The following is a 14,426-nucleotide window of genomic DNA, read 5'->3' on the forward strand; positions in this document are numbered from 1 at the left end:
GTCAGGCGAGGAGTCCGGTCAGCCACCGCTGCCAGGCGTCCTCGGCCCCCTCGGTGCCGGTCCGGAAGAGGTGGTGGAAGGTCAGGGCGATGCCGGGGCCCTGGTGGAAGGTGTAGAGGCCGTCGGCGGTGCGGATCTCGAACCGCTCGTCGTCCGCCCAGACCACCTCGCCGTCCAGCGGCGGCAGGCCCGCCGGCTCGGCGTGCGCCCGCGCGCCGACGGCCACCGGCAGGGACAGCGACAGTTCGCGGGCGAGGGCCGCCCGGACGTCCCCGGGCGGGCGCGGGCCGGTCGGCGCCGCGGCGAAGACCGGGACGGCGGTGCGTCCGGGGAAGTGCGTCAGGTACTGGCGCAGCGTGCCCAGGTGGAAGGGCCAGCCGCGGCGCAGCGCGTCGTACTCGTCCTGCCAGTCGTCGCCGAGCAGGCCGCTGTGGACGACGCGCAGGACGGTGGCGGCGCCGTCGCGTCCTTCGAGGAGGTATTCGAAGGCCATGAACCGGCCGTCCTCGGCGGTGGGTGTGCGGGTGGCGAAGCGCTTGCCGGGTTCGTAGGCGGTGATCAGGGCCTCGGCCCGCCGGCCGCCGGTCTCCATGGCGGCGCTCCCGCCCTCGCGGGGCTCCACCTCGTTGCGGCCCATGAACCAGGAGTCGATGCCCGGTCCGGTGGCGATCGCCTCCCAGACCTGTTCCGGGCTCGCCGGCAGGGTCGTCTCCAGCTCGATCTCGAACGGGTGCGTCATCGTCGGTTCTCCTGTCCGGTTCCGGGCTGTGCGGGCGCCGGCGGTACGGGCGGGGTCGGTGCGGGCGGGGTCGGTGCGGGCGGGGTCGGTGCGGACGCCGGTGGCGCGGGCGCAGGTGGTGCGGGCGCAGGTGCTGCGGGCGGGGTCGCTCCGGCGGCAGCGGCGGCATCGGCGGACGGTCCCCGGGGGGCGGTGGTGGGGACCTGGTGGAGGCCGACGACCACCCGGTGGGTGCGGCCGGCCGGGGTGCTCTCGTCGTGGTAGCGGCCGACCAGGGCCGCCACGCTCCGGGCGAGTTCCTCGGCGAAGGCCGCCCGGTCGGCCGCGGAGGCGAAGCGGACCTCGGCGTCGATGCCGAAGGAGGCGACCCGCTGCCCGGCCCGCGCGGCGCCGGTCAGCAGTTGCCCGACCTCCTGGACCAGCCGCGAGCCCAGGGCGAGCAGCCAGCGGGCCGAGAGCTGGTCGGGCGAGCGGGCGGGGTCGGGGCTGACGGCGCCCAGCACGATCGGGGAGATGACGTAGGAGGCGGCGGTGGCGCGGTACACCCGCTCGGTGACGTTGCCCTTGCGGCGCTCCTCGGCGAGCTCGACCAGCCCGTGCCGCTCCAGCTCCTTCAGGTGGTAGTTGACCTTCTGCCGGGGCAGGCCCAGGCGGGCGGCCAGCATGGTGGCCGAGCCGGGCTCGGCCAGGGCGGCGAGGATCCCGGACCGTATCGGGTCCAGGGAGGCCTCGGCCGCGGCGGGTTCTTCGATCACGGCGATGTCCAGCACCGTTCCAGGATCCAACCGACAAAAATATTTGTCAAGACGAAAAAAGCTGTCGGTGGACGAGACCCGGCGGCGGCGCCGACCACCCCGACGGGGCCGGCGCCGCCACTCCCCCGGAGCGTCAGGGCCGGGCCGCCCCGGCCGCCCCGGCTCCCCGCCGCCCTTCCGCCCCCGGGGCGTCCGCCCCCGGACGGGGCGCCCCGAAGGCCCGCTCGTCGGCGTCCGCGAGCAGGAAGCAGAGCGGCGGCAGGCCCAGTTCGAGCACCGCGAGGACGAGCTGGAACCACTGCGGCGGGCCGTTCACGGCCAGCGAGAGCAGGCGCCCGAGACCGCCGAGCAGGAACACGCCGGCGAGCAGGCGCACCGCTGTGGCCGGCACGGGCCGCTGCCGGGCCGCCCAGATCCAGGCCAGCCCGTACCCGGCGAAGCCGGTGCCCATGAACCGCCCCCAGCTGTCGATCGTCGCCCCCGCGTGCGCGGCGCCGGGGATCGCCGCGTTGCCGAGGGCGAGGTGGAACAGTCCGATCGCCACGCAGGACCACCCCATGAGCCGCACGAGCACCCGGAGAGTTCCGGCCATGACCCACCACCCCGCCTTCCGTCGTCCGCCCGGGAAAGGATTAGTAGACACGCGTCTACTAGCCGGGTCCAGGGTAGGCCCGGGAAGTAGACGCGTGTCAAGTAAGCTGACGGCGTGCCACCGCCCCGCCGACGCCTCAGCCCGGCCGAACGCCGAGCCCAGCTCCTCTCCGTCGGAGCCCGGCTCTTCGCCGAACACCCCTACGAGGACGTGCTCATGGAGGACGTCGCCCGGCAGGCCGGCGTCTCCCGGGCGCTGCTCTACCGTCACTTCCCCAGCAAGCAGGCGCTCTTCGCCGCGGTGTACCAGGAAGCGGCGGACCGGCTGCTGGCCGAGACCCGCCTCGACCCGGCCGACTCGCTGACCGACCAGCTCGTCCAGGGCATGGACGTGCACCTGGACTACTTCGTCGCCAACCGCCACGCCGTGATCGCCGCGAACCGCGTCCTGGCCGGCGACCCCGTCGTCCAGACGATCATGACGGGCGAGCTGGACGCCCTGCGCGCCCGCCTGCTCGCCGTCCTCCCGCTCGCCGACGACCCCGCCCGCGACGCGGTCTCCGCCGTGCTGCGCAGCTGGCTGGTCTTCGTCCAGGTCCTGGTCGTCGACTGGCTCGGCGAGGAGACCTGCACCCGCACCCAGCTGCGCGACGTCTGCGTCGGCGCCGTCCTCGGGGCCCTGCGCCCGCTGCTGCCCGACTCGGCGCAACCCCTGCGGGAGTAGGCACGGCCGGGGCCCGCCGGCCGGTCCGCCTTCGGGCCCGGGCTTCGGGCCCGGGCCAGGGCTCCGGCTTCGGGCTCCGGCTTGGGGCCCGGGCGGCCCACGGTGTGTCGCAGCGCCCGTGGCGGCCGGCTCCGCGGGGAGGATGGGTCGCAGCGACGAAGGAGGCTGCGGTGCGGGCGAGGACCCTGCGGAGGTACGAGGAACGCGCCGCGGACCGGATGATCTTCTTCTCGGACGCCGTGGTGGCGATCGCCATCACCCTGCTGGCCCTCGAACTGCCGGTGCCCGAAGGGCCGACCGTCCCGGCGTTCCGCTCGGCGGTCCACGACGACCTCGACCACTACCTGGCCTTCCTGATCAGCTTCGCCGTGATCGCCGCCGCCTGGGGCCAGCACAACCGGGTCTTCCGCTACACCCGACGCACCGACGCCAGGCTGCGCACGCTCAACGCGTGCTGGCTGGCGACGGTCGTGCTCAACCCGTTCGCCACCAAGCTGCTCACCACGGAGGGGGACGACACCGACACGGTGGGCCTGCGGTTCGGCTTCTACGCCCTGCTGCAGTTCCTGGCGCTCGCGGCGGTGATCGCCATGGAGCGCCGGATGACCTCGCGGCGCCTGCGCGACCCGGAGGTCCCCGCCGAACTGGTCGCGGCCGGGGAGCCGGTGCTGTACGGGATGCTGGCCGGCTTCGGGCTGTCCGTCCCGGTGTTCTTCCTGACGCCCTACGGCTGGATCCTGTGGATCGTGGTCCCGCAGGCGGCCGGGCGGCTGTTCCGCAACCGGCCGCGCCCGGCCGCCGACGGCTGACCGGTGCTCACCCCGGGCGCGGCGCCTGCGGCCGACCCGGCGGCCGGGCCCGGGCGCGGCGCCGGACGCCGGGGCGCGACCACCGGCGCCGGCCGGGTGTTCGGCCGGTCGGGTGTTCGGCCGGTCAGCCGGCCGGGGCCGGGATCGGGTTGTCGGGCGCGAGGCGGGCGGCGATCTGGGAGGCGATCAGCTCGGCCGTGTTGACGTCGGGCGAGCCGGGGCCCTTGGTGGTGGAGACGGCGATCGCCAGGTGCTCGCACGGCAGGTAGGCCTGGATCGCGGCGTAGCCGGAGAAGGACGGGTTCTGGAGGATCCAGCCGTTCTCCACCAGAACGGTGAAGCCGAAGTGCAGCGCCTCGGTGTTGTGCAGGCAGACCGTCGGCGGGCAGATGTCGGTGGGCCCGCCGAGGCCGACCGTGCCCGGGTCGAGCTGGGTGCGCAAGCCCTCCGGCGAGAGCAGCTCGCCGGTGCCGACGGCCTGCGCCGAGCGGGCCAGGTCGCAGATGTCGGTGGTGATCACCGCGCCCCGCGCGGTCGTCCACGACGGGTTCCAGAAGGTGGACTCCTCGTAGACGCCGCGGTCGGAGGTGAAGGCGTGCAGCACCGGGGCCGGGATCTCGGGGGTGAAGTTGTTCTGCGTGTTGCGCAACCCCAGCGGGCCCGTGACGCGCTGCTCCAGCAGCTCGTCCAGCGGGGTACCGGTGATCTTCTCCAGGGCCTCGCCGAGCAGTACGAAGTTGGCGTGCGAGTAGCTCCAGTTGGTGCCCGGCTCGTACCAGAGCGGGTGGCTGAAGGGGTAGGCGAGCACGTCGTCGTCGGTCCAGTGGCGGAACGGGTGGGCCTCCAGCTCGGCGAGGAAGGCCGGGTCGGTGACGTAGTCGTGCAGGCCCGAGGTGCTGGAGCCGAGCATCCGCAGGGTGATCCGGTCCGCGTGCGGCACGTCCGGCAGCCAGCGCGAGATCGGCTCGTCGAGGCCCACCACGTGCTCGTCCACCAGTTGCAGCAGCACCGTGCCCATGTAGGCGATGCCCACCGAGCCGGCGCGGAAGTGCATGTCCGGCTCGGCCGGCACGCCCGTCATGGACTCGCCGAGGGCGGTGGTGATCAGTTCGCGGCCGTCGACGGTGACCTTGAGGAGCACCGAGTTGAGGTCGTACTGCTCCTTGCCCTGCCGGGCGATGTCCAGCACCGTCCGGGCCGGCCCGGCGGAGGGTTCCGGGGAGCGGACGCAGGCGTGCCCGCCGTGCGGGGCGTCCGGGAGGCCGAGGGCGCCGGCGGTGCCCGGCAGGGATGTGGCGATCATGGTGGCGGCGGCGAGGGCCAGGGCCGCTCCGGTACGTGTCATGCCGCACTATCTACGGACGGAGCGGGCCGAACCGGGCAGGACACTCGGCGCGGTCCTCCATCCGGCAGACATCCGCCGCGTTCTGCCGGTGCGTCAGCCCGGGCCGCCCGGGGTGCGGCCGGCCCGGGTCAGCGGGCCGCGTCCGTGACGGTCAGTTCGGCCCGGACCAGTTCGAGGAGCCGGCCCATCCAGTTGCGCCCGGCGCGGGTGCCCTCGCCCCAGTAGGTGGAGGCGGGATCGTGGTAGCGGATGGTGGCGTCGCCGGTCGCCAGGAGGATCCGCGCCGCCGCCGGGTGCTGGGCGAACTTGGCACGCAGCACCCGCGCCATCACCGCCGGGCGGGCCCCGGCGGGGCCGGGCGGGCTGTCCAGGGCCTGGAAGGCCTCGGCGGCGCACGGGTGGCGGACCTCGTCGAGGGTGACCGGGGTCGGGTGGTCGTTGTGCAGTTCGGCGAGCGAGAACTCGTCGACCAGCACCGCGGGGTGGGCCGGCGGCCCGGTGTGCTCGGGCGGCTCGTTCAGCCGCTCGATGTCCGCCCGGATCTCGGCCAGCAGGCGCTCCGGGGTGAGGAAGGTGTGCGCCGAGGTGAACCGCCAGGCGGCGAGTCCGGGGGCGGCGCCCCGGGCGCCCTCGGAGATCCGGGCGGCCACCTGGCCGTACCCGACCCGTTCGGCGAACTCCTCCACGGTGGACAGGCCGCAGCAGTCGACCAGCCCGTCCGCGTACACGGTCAGCTCGGTGAGGTGGTGGACGCCGGCGTGGTGGGCGAACACCGGGCGCCACAGGCCGGGGATGCGCTCGCCGTCCGAGTACCTGAAGGTGCGTCGCTCGCCTGACATGACGGCCAGCCTAGGGGAACGTGGGCGCCCTCCCGGGCCCGGGGCGGGGGGCGCAGCGGGCGGCGCCGGGGGCGCGGGCGGTGCCGGGGGTGCGGGCGGTGCCGGGGGTGCGGGCGGTGCCGGGGGTGCGGGCGGTGCCGGGGGTGCGGGCGGTGCCGGGGGCGCGGGCGGTGCCGGGGGTGCGGGGCGGGTGCGGGGTCAGGGGACGGGATCGGGTGCGCGGGCCGGTTCGGCGCCGGGGGGCGAGACGGCGGCGAGGTCGTCGAGCAGCCCGCTCAGCCAGACGCTGAGGTCGGTGGCGGTGAGCAGCAGCGGGTCGGCGGGCGGGTGGGCCGCGAGGGTGCGTTCGCCGAGCAGGACCTCCTCGGTCTCGGCGAGTCGCAGCTCGGCGTGGTCGGGCCGGCTGCGCCGGCGCAGCCCGTGGCTCTGCTGCTGGAAGGCGCCGGCCACCAGGGCGGCGTCCCGCTCCAGGCGTTCGACCGTCCGGGGCCAGGGGGCGAGGGAGCCGGGCGGGCAGCGGGTGAGGAGTTGTTCGGCGCCCCTGGTGGTGTGCTGGCAGGCGAGCAGTGCGGCCTGCCAGTTGGGGCCGGCCGTCACCGGGTCGTGCCGTTCGGTCTGGAACTGGGCGTAGGAGGCCTCGGCGAAGGTGAGGGTGTGCTGGGCGCGGCGCAGGGCTCCCGTCCCGGTGGCGTTGCCCGTCACCACCGCGACGGTCTCCTGGAGTGCCAGCGCGCTGTCGCAGAGCAGGTCGGCGACCGAGCGGCGCAGTTCGCTGCCGCCGCCGCGCGGCCAGGCGCAGAGGCCGGCCAGGGTGCCGACGGCGGCGCCGATCACCACGTCGATCAGCCGGGTCTCGGCCAGGCGCCAGTCGGCCGGGGCGAGCTGGGTGAAGATCATCGCGACCACGACGGTGAACATCCCCTGGCCCCAGGCCACGCCGAGCAGCGGCCCGGCCGTGAAGGCGATCAGCATGGCCACCGGCAGGACGGCGGCGTAGACGGCCGGCCGCTCGCCGACGGCGAACAGCAGCGGCGCGGTGGCGAGGGCGCCGAGCAGGGTGCCGGTCAGGGCCGGGCGCAGCGTCATCCGGGTGTCGGCCGCGCAGGTGCGCATCAGGGTCAGGGTGGCGAGCAGCGCCCAGAAGCCGTGGGAGAGGTCGAGGGCGCCCGCGACGAGCCGCGCGGCGGCGAGGGCGGCGGCGGTGCGCAGCGCGTTCTGGAAGTACACCGAGCGGGGGGTGAGGTGTCCGCGGAACCTGCGCCACCAGAGGGTGCGGGCGGGCAGTTCGGCGTACCAGAAGGGGCTGCGCCAGCGGTCGCCGGCGTACGGGTCCGGGGGGACGGGTGCGCGGCGGCTGATCCGGACGGCGATCAGCAGGAACCGTGCGCCTTCGGCGGCGTCCAGGGCGATGCAGCCGAGCCGCAGTTTGGCCTCGGCGGCTTCGGGTGTGGCGGGCCAGGGTTCCTGGGCCGGTTCGGCGCGGGCCGTCTCGAAGTCGGCGATGGCCTCCTGGACGGGGGCCGGGTCGGGCGCCGGTGCGCGGGCGCCGACCCCGGGTGCGGCCGCGCGCAGCGCCCGGGCGGTGGCTCGCAGCAGGGTGGCGGTCTCCGGGGTGGGGGCGCCCACTCCCAGGGTCACCACCCGGGCCAGCTGGGTGCGGGTGTAGCGCAGGGCGGCGGCCGAGTGGGTGAGGGCGCGGTCCACCGCGCCGGCGGAGGCGGGGCGTTCCAGGACGGGCACCAGGGAGGGCCGGAGGCCGTCGACGGCGGCCCGGCTGGCCGCCAGCGGGCCGCCCGCACCGGCGCCGCGGCCGGGGTCGGGGTCGGTGGCCCGGGTGGTGGGGGCGGCGGCCGGGTCGGGGTCGTCGAGGTCGGTGGCGCCGGCGCTGGCCCTGGGCGCCGTGCAGGCGTCGGCCGCGCTGTCGGCCAGCCGGGCCACCATGTCCGCGGCTCGGGCGAGCCGGTCCTGGTAGCGCACGGGTGTGCGTTCCGGCCAGAGCACCAGCTCGGCGCCGGCCAGCAGGAGCAGCCCGACGGTGACCCCGGCGAGCCGGGAGGGAAGTGCCCCGGGCTGGTAGGGCGGGAAGCACGGCAGGATGTAGAACAGCTGGAGCCCGTTGGCGAGTCCGACCAGCCGTGGGCCGCCGACCGACCCGTACGCGACGGCGAACCCGACGACCAGCATGCCGAGCGCCGCCGACCACGCCTGCACGGCCAGCAGGGTTCCGGTGGTGACCAGCGCGTAGGCGGCCGGGAGCACCGCCAGCAGGGTCCGGGCGCGGTCCTTGGGGCCGCCGCCGAGCTGGGAGAGGACGCCGGTGGCCACGACGGCGAACAGCGCGTAGGTGGCCGTGGTGGCGTCGTGCAGGGCGTACCGGCAGACGTAGAAGCCCGCGCAGGCCGCCAGGGTGACCCGCAGTGCGCGGTGGACGGCCACCAGGTGGGGATCGCGGCGGCGCAACCACCCGGGGGCTGCGGGTAACCGGCCCATCGGCACCTCGCTCCCTGAGGTGGGCGGCCGCGCGGGTGCCGGCCGGCGGTGCTCCGCCCGTGTCCTGGCCGGGGCCCGGCCGGCGTGCCGGCGGCCCCGTTCACCACGGTACGGCGCGTCGCCGTCCCGGGCCTGCGGTGAAGTCCCCGGGGCGGTCGGCCCCGGCCGGGCGCCCGTCCGCCGGCTCCGGGCGCGCCGACCGCACGCCGGCGGGACGGGCGGGCGGGGCCGGCGGGTGGCGGCTCCGGCGCCGGTGGGCCACCGCTTCGCCCGACGGCCCGACGCCTCCCCCGGGCCTGCCGGCCCGCGTTCGACCCCTCCTTGACAGCAAGGCAAGGCTTGCCTAACTTAATCTCCCATGTCCTGGAACTCCCCCGGCCCGGCGGCACCTCCCCCGGCCGCGCCCGCGCCCGCCCGCACCACCCGGGCCCCCGCCCCGGCACGGGGGCGCTGACGTGCTCCCCGTCGACCCGCAGGCCGACATCGGCCGACGCGCCTGGGCGCCCTGCCCGACCTGCCGCACGCACGAGACCTGCGACGCCTGCCGCGACGGCCGCAACTGCGCGGACCACTGGCGCTACCTGCTCTCCAACACCGGCAGCCTCCTGCACCTGCAGTGCCCCGGCTGCACCGACGTCTGGGACCACGAGACGGGCTTCGGGGCCACCCGCTCCGGCCTCGACCGGCTCCTGCGACGGGCCCTCGGGCAGGGATAGCGCCCGCACCGCGACGGCGCCCCGGCGACCGCGAGCCGCTCCCCGGACTGCCGGGGCCACCGGTGCCGGCTCGTACACCCAGGAAAGTACGGGGCCACGTGCTCAGCCGGCGTCCTCGCCGTCTCCGGTCATGTCGTACTCGTCGACGTCCGGCTCGGCGCCGACTGCGGTCAGGAGGTCCAGGACGTCGCGGTCCAGATGCCAGCCGAAGAGGTTCGGGGGTGTCCGGAGCTTTCGGCAGGACGGACGATTCGTCCTGTTCGGTGTCGTTGGAGTGGCGCACGACCCGGAGGACTGCCCCGCCGCCGCCGGCGGCCAGCCGACCCGCGAGTTCGGCGATGCGGTCCGTGCAGGGCCGAAGCCTGTCGAGGATGCGGGCGATCTGCTCGTCGACGCACAGGTCGGGCTCCCGGCAGACGACCTTCCAGCGGTGGCCGGCCGGGATCGCCTTCGGCCCGGTGAAGCGGCTGCCGCGGACGGACACCTCGTCAGGCGTGATGCCCAGTTGCGAGGTCATCTCGTCGGCGCGGACGTGCCGGCCGAACAACGCGAAGCAGGCGTACTGGCGGAGAGGCATCCGGGGATGACAGCGGTGCGAGGAGTGCGCCGAGCGCAATGACGCAGGTGCCCCGGGGCCGGCACTCATGCGGGCTTCGTCGGTCGTACGCGTTGCTGAACCCGGCCCGGCCAGAGTTTGGCGTCCGGGATGCTCCGAGGGCGGCGCGGTCCGACGGGCTGTCGGGGTGCGCCGCCCTGGGGGGGTGGGGGGTGTGGGGGTGGTGGCCGGGGTGTGGGTCGTGGTGGGGGGTGTGGTGTGGGTCGTGGTGCCACGGGCTATTTGGGGTCGCGGTTGAAGGTGGTGGTGGACCAGCGGTAGCCGAGGGCGGTGAGGGTGAGGGACCAGGCGATGGTGAGCCAGCCGTTGTTGCCGATGGGGGTGCCCAGGAGCAGGCCGCGGAGGGTTTCGATGGCGGGGGTGAAGGGCTGGTACTGGGCGATGGGTTGGAACCAGCCGGGCATGGAGTGCAGGGGGGTGAAGGCGCTGGAGATGAGGGGCAGCAGGATCAGGGGCATGGCGCTGTTGCTTGCGGCTTCGGCGTTGGGGCTGGCGAGGCCCATGCCGACGGCGATCCAGGTGAGGGCGGTGGCGAAGAGGATGATCAGGGCGAGGGCGGCGAGCCATTCCGGGGCGGTGGCGTGGGTGGGGCGGAAGCCGATGGCGAGGGCCACGGCGCCGACGAGGACGACGCCGGTGACGGACTGCAGGACGCTGCCGGTGACGTGTCCGATCAGGACGGAGGGGCGGTGGATGGCCATGGTGCGGAAGCGGGCGATGATGCCCTCGTTCATGTCGGTGGCGACGGAGACGGCTGCGCCGATGACGCTGCTGCCGATGGTCATGAGCAGGATGCCGGGGACGACGTAGGCGATGTAGGCGGAGCGGCCGCCGCCGGGGCCCAGGCCCGCGCTCATGGTGTTGCCGAAGATGTAGACGAAGAGCAGGAGCAGCATCACGGGGGTGAGCAGCAGGTTGAGGGTGAGGGAGGGGTAGCGGCGGGCGTGCAGGAGGTTGCGGCGCAGCATGGTGCGGGAGTCGCGGACGGCGAGGGTGAGGGTGCTCATCGGGCGTTCTCCTGGGTCTGGTTGTCGCGGCCGGCCTGGCCGGGGACGGTGGGCTTGGGGGTGTTGGGGGTGGTGTCGGTGAGGGCGAGGAAGACGTCGTCGAGGTCGGGGGTGTGGACGGTGAGTTCGTCGGCCTCGACGCCGGCGGTGTCGAGATGGTCGAGGACGGTGCGCAGGTCGCGTTGGCTGCCGTCGCCGGGGTTTCGCAGGGTCAGGGCGTCGTCGTCGCGGGCGGCGTCGGGCAGGGCGAGGGTGGCGCGCCGGTAGGTGTCGGGGTCGGTGAAGCGCAGGCGCACGTGGCCGCCGGGGATGAGGCGCTTGAGTTCCTCGGCGGTGCCTTCGGCGGCGATCCTGCCGTTGTTGAGGACGGCGATGCGGTCGGCGAGCTGGTCGGCTTCTTCCAGGTACTGGGTGGTGAGCAGGACGGTGGTGCCGGCGGTGACCAGGTCGCGGATGATCTGCCACATGGTGTGGCGGGAGCGGGGGTCGAGGCCGGTGGTGGGCTCGTCGAGGAAGATGATCCGCGGGTTGCCGACCAGGGTCATGGCGATGTCCAGGCGGCGCTCCATGCCGCCGGAGTAGGTGGAGGCGGGCTTCTTCGCCGCGTCGGTGAGGTCGAAGCGCTCCAGCAGTTCGGCGGCGGTCCGACGTCCCTCGGTCTTGGAGAGGTGGTGCAGGTCGGCCATCAGGAGCATGTTCTCCTCGCCGGTGATCAGGCCGTCGACGGCGGAGAACTGGCCGGTGACGCCGATGGTGGCGCGCACGTCCTGGGGGTGGGTGGCGAGGTCGTGGCCGCCGACGTGGGCCTGGCCGCCGTCGGCGGTGATGAGGGTGGAGAGGATGTTGACGGTGGTGGTCTTGCCGGCGCCGTTGGGGCCGAGCAGGGCGAGGACGGTGCCGCGGGGGACGGTGAGGTCGATGCCGTCCAGGACGACCTTGTCGCCGTAGGACTTGCGCAGCCCGTTCGCCGCGATGGCCAGGTCGGTCATGGCAGGGGTCGCTCCTTCAGGGGGCTTGTGGGGTGGGGGTTTCAGAGGGTGCGGGCGGTGATGTCGCCGAGGGCGGTGGTGGCGTGGATGGTCACCTGGGGGCCGTCGGCGGTGCTGGCCAGGGCGTTGTGGATGCGGCCGTGGGTGGTGGCGGCGTCGAGGGTGGCGCGGGTGCCGCGGGCGGCGCCGGTGGTGATGTGGCCGGCGGTGGTGCGCAGGTGGAGGGTGCCGTGCCGGGCTTCGGTGACGGTGATGTCGCCCTTGAGGGTGGTGAGGGTGGCGGGGCCGGTGAGGCGGTGGAGGGTCAGGTCGCCGGCCTGGAGGGTGAGGTGGGCGCTGGTGCTCTCGTCGAGCTTGACGTTGCCCTGGGCGGCTTCGTAGGTGACGTCGCCGAGGCGTCCGACGCCGCGCAGGTCGCCGGCGGCGGCCTTCGCCCGGAGGTGGGAGCCGGCGGGAAGTTGGACGGTGATCTCCACGGACCCGGAGTTGCCGACGATCCGGTTCTTCGCGGGGGCGGCCTGGATGTGCAGGACGTCGTCGGTGAAGGTGACGGTGACCTGTTCGGCGGCCTTGACGTCCCGGTTCTTGCCGGGGTGGGCGGGAAGGACCTCGACCGTGGTGTCGGTGCGGTCGGCGGCGATGAAGCGGATCCGTCCGGCGGGGATGTCGAGGGTCGCGGTGATCGGGGCGGGGGTGTCGAACTTCAGCATCTCGCTGTCTCCTTCGTCAGGCGGGCTCTTCGTCGACCCGCTGTTTCCGATGAAGGAAAAGCTACGTTGCATTCACGGACCTGGCAACACACTCGTTGCGCAAAAAGCCCATCACTGCAGGCAGATGCCGCTATTTCATTGCAATGGTCTCGCGGATAATGCAACGCACCCCGGCCGTTGCGTTGCAATGGAATGGACGTGAACGCTATAGTCGGGACACCACGGACGACGAAGGAGACGGCGATGCCCGGAGGCAGGCTCACCCAGCAGGAACGTCAGCAGATCGCGCTGGGACTGGCCGACGGGCTCGCCTACGCCGAGATCGCCCGGCGCCTGGAGCGCCCCACCTCGACCGTCACGCGTGAGGTGATGCGCAACGGCGGCCCCACCGGCTACCGTTCCGACCTCGCCCACCGTGCCACCGAGCACCGCGCCCACCGGCGCAGGCAGGCCGCACCGCGCGGGACGGAGGCGCTCCCGCAGGCCCACGGGCGCGATCCGGAGGCCGTGCGCCGGTACGAGGAGGTCTTCACGACCGTCATGATGCAGTCGGGCATGCCCCAGATGACGTCCCGGGTGATGTCCTGCCTCTGCCTGACCGACAGCGGCAGCCTCACCTCGGCCGAGCTCACCCAGCGCCTCCAGGTCAGCCCGGCGTCCGTCTCCAAGGCGATCACGTTCCTGGAGGCCCAGGGCCTCGTCCGGCGGGAGCCCGACGAACGCCGCCGCGAGCGCTACATCGTCGACAACGACATCTGGTACCAGTCGATGATGGCCAGCGCCCGGTCCACCGCCCAGATAGTCGAAACCGCGCGACAGGGCGTCAGCGTCTTCGGCTCCGCCACCCCGGCCGGCGCCCGCCTCGAAAACATCGCCCGCTTCCTCGACTTCGTCTCCGAGAGCATCGCCCGCGCCGCGGAACAGGCCCGCGAGATCCTCCACTCGATGCCCGAGGGGACCGCCGAGGGCGCCGCCGGGCCGGCCCCGGACGGCGGAGCGCCGGCCGTCCCGGACGAGGACTGACCCCCGCGCCGGGCCGGACCGGTCACCGCCGGACGGTCAGCGCCGGTGTTCGGGGGCCGTGCTGCGGGCCGGTGCCGGTCGGCAGGTGGTGTCGGCGGCCAGGATGGTGACGTCGTCGCGCTGCCGGTCGGCACCGTGCTCCTCGACGGCGAGGTAGAGCGCGCGCACCATCGCGGGCGGGTCGGGCGGGCCCTCGCGCAGGACGGTGGCGACGGTGGCGTCCCCGAGCTGGTGGCCGGCGGCGTTGCGGGCCTCGGTGAGGCCGTCGGTGCACAGCACCACCAGGTCGCCGCGGGCGAAGGCGGTGCTGCGCACCGACCAGGAGCCCTCCGGTTCGGTGATCAGCGAACCCACCAGCGGGCCGGTGGCCGCGAGCCGCTCCACCTCGCCCCTCGCTCCTCGCCCCTCGCCCGCCGCAGGAACGGCTCCTCGTGGCCGGCGTTGAGCCGGTGCAGCGCACCGGCGGCGGGGTCCAGGACGACCACGGCCAGGGTCGCGAATCGTTCGTCCTCGTGGGCCAGCGCCGACCACGCCGCCCGCACGGCCGCCTCCGGGCCGCGGCCCAGGCGCAGCGCCGCCAGGGCCGCGCACTTGACCTGGGCGGCGAGCAGTCCGGCCTGGACGCCGTGGCCGGCGATGTCGCCCTGGAGCAGGGCGGTGGCGCCGCCGGGCAGGGCGACGGTGTCGAGGAAGTCCCCGGCGATCAGTCCTTCGGCGGCGACGGTGCCGCCGTGGCTGCGCACGGCAGGGCCGTGCGGTTGATGTCGTCGCGGGCGTCCAGCGCGCCGGGGGCGGTGACTGCGGCGATCGCGACGGCGGAGCCGAGGCCGCCCCAGAGCAGGCCGGCGGGTGTGGGCCGGCCGGGGCGGCGTCGGCCCGGCCGGAGCGTTCCGATCATCGCGTGCGGCTCCCTCGCGGGTGCAGCCGGGCGGGCGTCGGGGACCGGGCGCCCTCGAACCGGGCGTCGGGACGGCCGCCGGGGCCGCGGCGACCGCGTGCGGCCGCCGCTCCAAGCCCAGGGACGGCGGATCGGGACCGGGCCGGGCCCAAGGTCCCGACCCGGCGGGCCGCAA

At 74.7% G+C, this 14,426-nt stretch carries 16 protein-coding genes and 1 pseudogene; 4 read left to right on the forward strand and 13 right to left on the reverse strand.

Features of this window, described 5'->3' with window-relative positions:
* Position 1 precedes the first annotated feature (1 nt).
* The 3 genes from J2S46_RS40500 to J2S46_RS40510 all read right to left on the reverse strand — a co-directional run bounded on the left by J2S46_RS40500 (position 2) and on the right by J2S46_RS40510 (position 2,086).
* Entirely contained in the window at positions 2-739 is a 738-nt protein-coding gene (locus J2S46_RS40500) for an SRPBCC family protein (protein WP_191293931.1), read from the reverse strand.
* Positions 736-1,509, reverse strand: a complete 774-nt coding sequence (locus J2S46_RS40505) for an ArsR/SmtB family transcription factor (protein WP_191293941.1) — start codon at positions 1,507-1,509, stop codon at positions 736-738. Before J2S46_RS40505 ends, J2S46_RS40500 begins: the two co-directional genes overlap by 4 nt.
* A gap of 118 nt (positions 1,510-1,627) precedes the next feature.
* Entirely contained in the window at positions 1,628-2,086 is a 459-nt protein-coding gene (locus tag J2S46_RS40510; protein WP_191293932.1) for a DUF4345 domain-containing protein, read from the reverse strand.
* 114 nt (positions 2,087-2,200) lie between these two features.
* On the opposite strand from J2S46_RS40510, the gene J2S46_RS40515 reads away from it, so the two are divergent.
* The gene (locus J2S46_RS40515) at positions 2,201-2,809 is read left to right on the forward strand and encodes a TetR/AcrR family transcriptional regulator (RefSeq protein WP_191293933.1); all 609 of its coding nucleotides are present in this window, start codon (positions 2,201-2,203) and stop codon (positions 2,807-2,809) included.
* A gap of 170 nt (positions 2,810-2,979) precedes the next feature.
* Positions 2,980-3,618 (forward strand): TMEM175 family protein, encoded by a 639-nt coding sequence (locus J2S46_RS40520; protein WP_191293934.1) that lies wholly within the window; start codon positions 2,980-2,982, stop codon positions 3,616-3,618.
* Positions 3,619-3,742: 124 nt separating this feature from the next.
* Here the strand turns inward: J2S46_RS40520 and J2S46_RS40525 are convergent, their stop codons facing one another.
* The 3 genes from J2S46_RS40525 to J2S46_RS40535 all read right to left on the reverse strand — a co-directional run bounded on the left by J2S46_RS40525 (position 3,743) and on the right by J2S46_RS40535 (position 8,292).
* Positions 3,743-4,963 carry a serine hydrolase domain-containing protein gene (locus J2S46_RS40525; protein ID WP_191293935.1) on the reverse strand — a complete coding sequence of 407 codons (1,221 nt, stop codon included), beginning with the start codon at positions 4,961-4,963 and terminating at the stop codon, positions 3,743-3,745.
* A 128-nt stretch (positions 4,964-5,091) separates the two neighbouring features.
* Positions 5,092-5,802: an NADAR family protein gene (locus tag J2S46_RS40530; RefSeq protein ID WP_191293936.1), complete on the reverse strand. Its 711-nt coding sequence runs from the start codon at positions 5,800-5,802 to the stop codon at positions 5,092-5,094.
* Between the two features lie 198 nt (positions 5,803-6,000).
* Positions 6,001-8,292, reverse strand: coding sequence for an FUSC family protein (locus J2S46_RS40535; protein WP_191293937.1), 2,292 nt, complete (start codon positions 8,290-8,292; stop codon positions 6,001-6,003).
* Positions 8,293-8,747: 455 nt separating this feature from the next.
* Between J2S46_RS40535 and J2S46_RS40540 the strand changes: the two genes are divergently transcribed.
* On the forward strand, positions 8,748-9,008 hold the full coding sequence (locus J2S46_RS40540; protein WP_191293938.1) for a hypothetical protein: 261 nt from the start codon (positions 8,748-8,750) through the stop codon (positions 9,006-9,008).
* A 319-nt stretch (positions 9,009-9,327) separates the two neighbouring features.
* Here J2S46_RS40540 and J2S46_RS40545 read toward each other — a convergent pair.
* The 4 genes and pseudogenes from J2S46_RS40545 to J2S46_RS40560 all read right to left on the reverse strand — a co-directional run.
* Positions 9,328-9,654: pseudogene (locus tag J2S46_RS40545) on the reverse strand (DUF4279 domain-containing protein); the annotation flags it as partial.
* Between the two features lie 188 nt (positions 9,655-9,842).
* Positions 9,843-10,631, reverse strand: coding sequence for an ABC transporter permease (locus J2S46_RS40550; protein WP_191289770.1), 789 nt, complete (start codon positions 10,629-10,631; stop codon positions 9,843-9,845).
* Positions 10,628-11,620 (reverse strand): ATP-binding cassette domain-containing protein, encoded by a 993-nt coding sequence (locus tag J2S46_RS40555; protein ID WP_307353158.1) that lies wholly within the window; start codon positions 11,618-11,620, stop codon positions 10,628-10,630. Before J2S46_RS40555 ends, J2S46_RS40550 begins: the two co-directional genes overlap by 4 nt.
* A 41-nt stretch (positions 11,621-11,661) precedes the next feature.
* A complete protein-coding gene (locus J2S46_RS40560; protein WP_307353162.1) occupies positions 11,662-12,330 on the reverse strand; it encodes a DUF4097 family beta strand repeat-containing protein in 669 nt (222 codons plus the stop codon).
* 243 nt (positions 12,331-12,573) lie between these two features.
* On the opposite strand from J2S46_RS40560, the gene J2S46_RS40565 reads away from it, so the two are divergent.
* Entirely contained in the window at positions 12,574-13,353 is a 780-nt protein-coding gene (locus J2S46_RS40565; protein WP_191294390.1) for a helix-turn-helix domain-containing protein, read from the forward strand.
* Between the two features lie 36 nt (positions 13,354-13,389).
* On the opposite strand, the gene J2S46_RS40570 is transcribed toward J2S46_RS40565, so the two are convergent.
* The 3 genes from J2S46_RS40570 to J2S46_RS40580 are packed head-to-tail and all read right to left on the reverse strand — an operon-like array spanning position 13,390 to position 14,251.
* The gene (locus tag J2S46_RS40570) at positions 13,390-13,737 is read right to left on the reverse strand and encodes a SpoIIE family protein phosphatase (protein WP_191294389.1); all 348 of its coding nucleotides are present in this window, start codon (positions 13,735-13,737) and stop codon (positions 13,390-13,392) included.
* Positions 13,695-14,096, reverse strand: a complete 402-nt coding sequence (locus tag J2S46_RS40575; protein WP_191294388.1) for a PP2C family protein-serine/threonine phosphatase — start codon at positions 14,094-14,096, stop codon at positions 13,695-13,697. Before J2S46_RS40575 ends, J2S46_RS40570 begins: the two co-directional genes overlap by 43 nt.
* Positions 14,057-14,251 carry a hypothetical protein gene (locus J2S46_RS40580; RefSeq protein WP_191294387.1) on the reverse strand — a complete coding sequence of 65 codons (195 nt, stop codon included), beginning with the start codon at positions 14,249-14,251 and terminating at the stop codon, positions 14,057-14,059. Before J2S46_RS40580 ends, J2S46_RS40575 begins: the two co-directional genes overlap by 40 nt.
* Between the last annotated feature and the right edge of the window lie 175 nt (positions 14,252-14,426).

It is taken from the genome of Kitasatospora herbaricolor (assembly GCF_030813695.1).
GTDB lineage: Bacteria > Actinomycetota > Actinomycetes > Streptomycetales > Streptomycetaceae > Kitasatospora > Kitasatospora herbaricolor.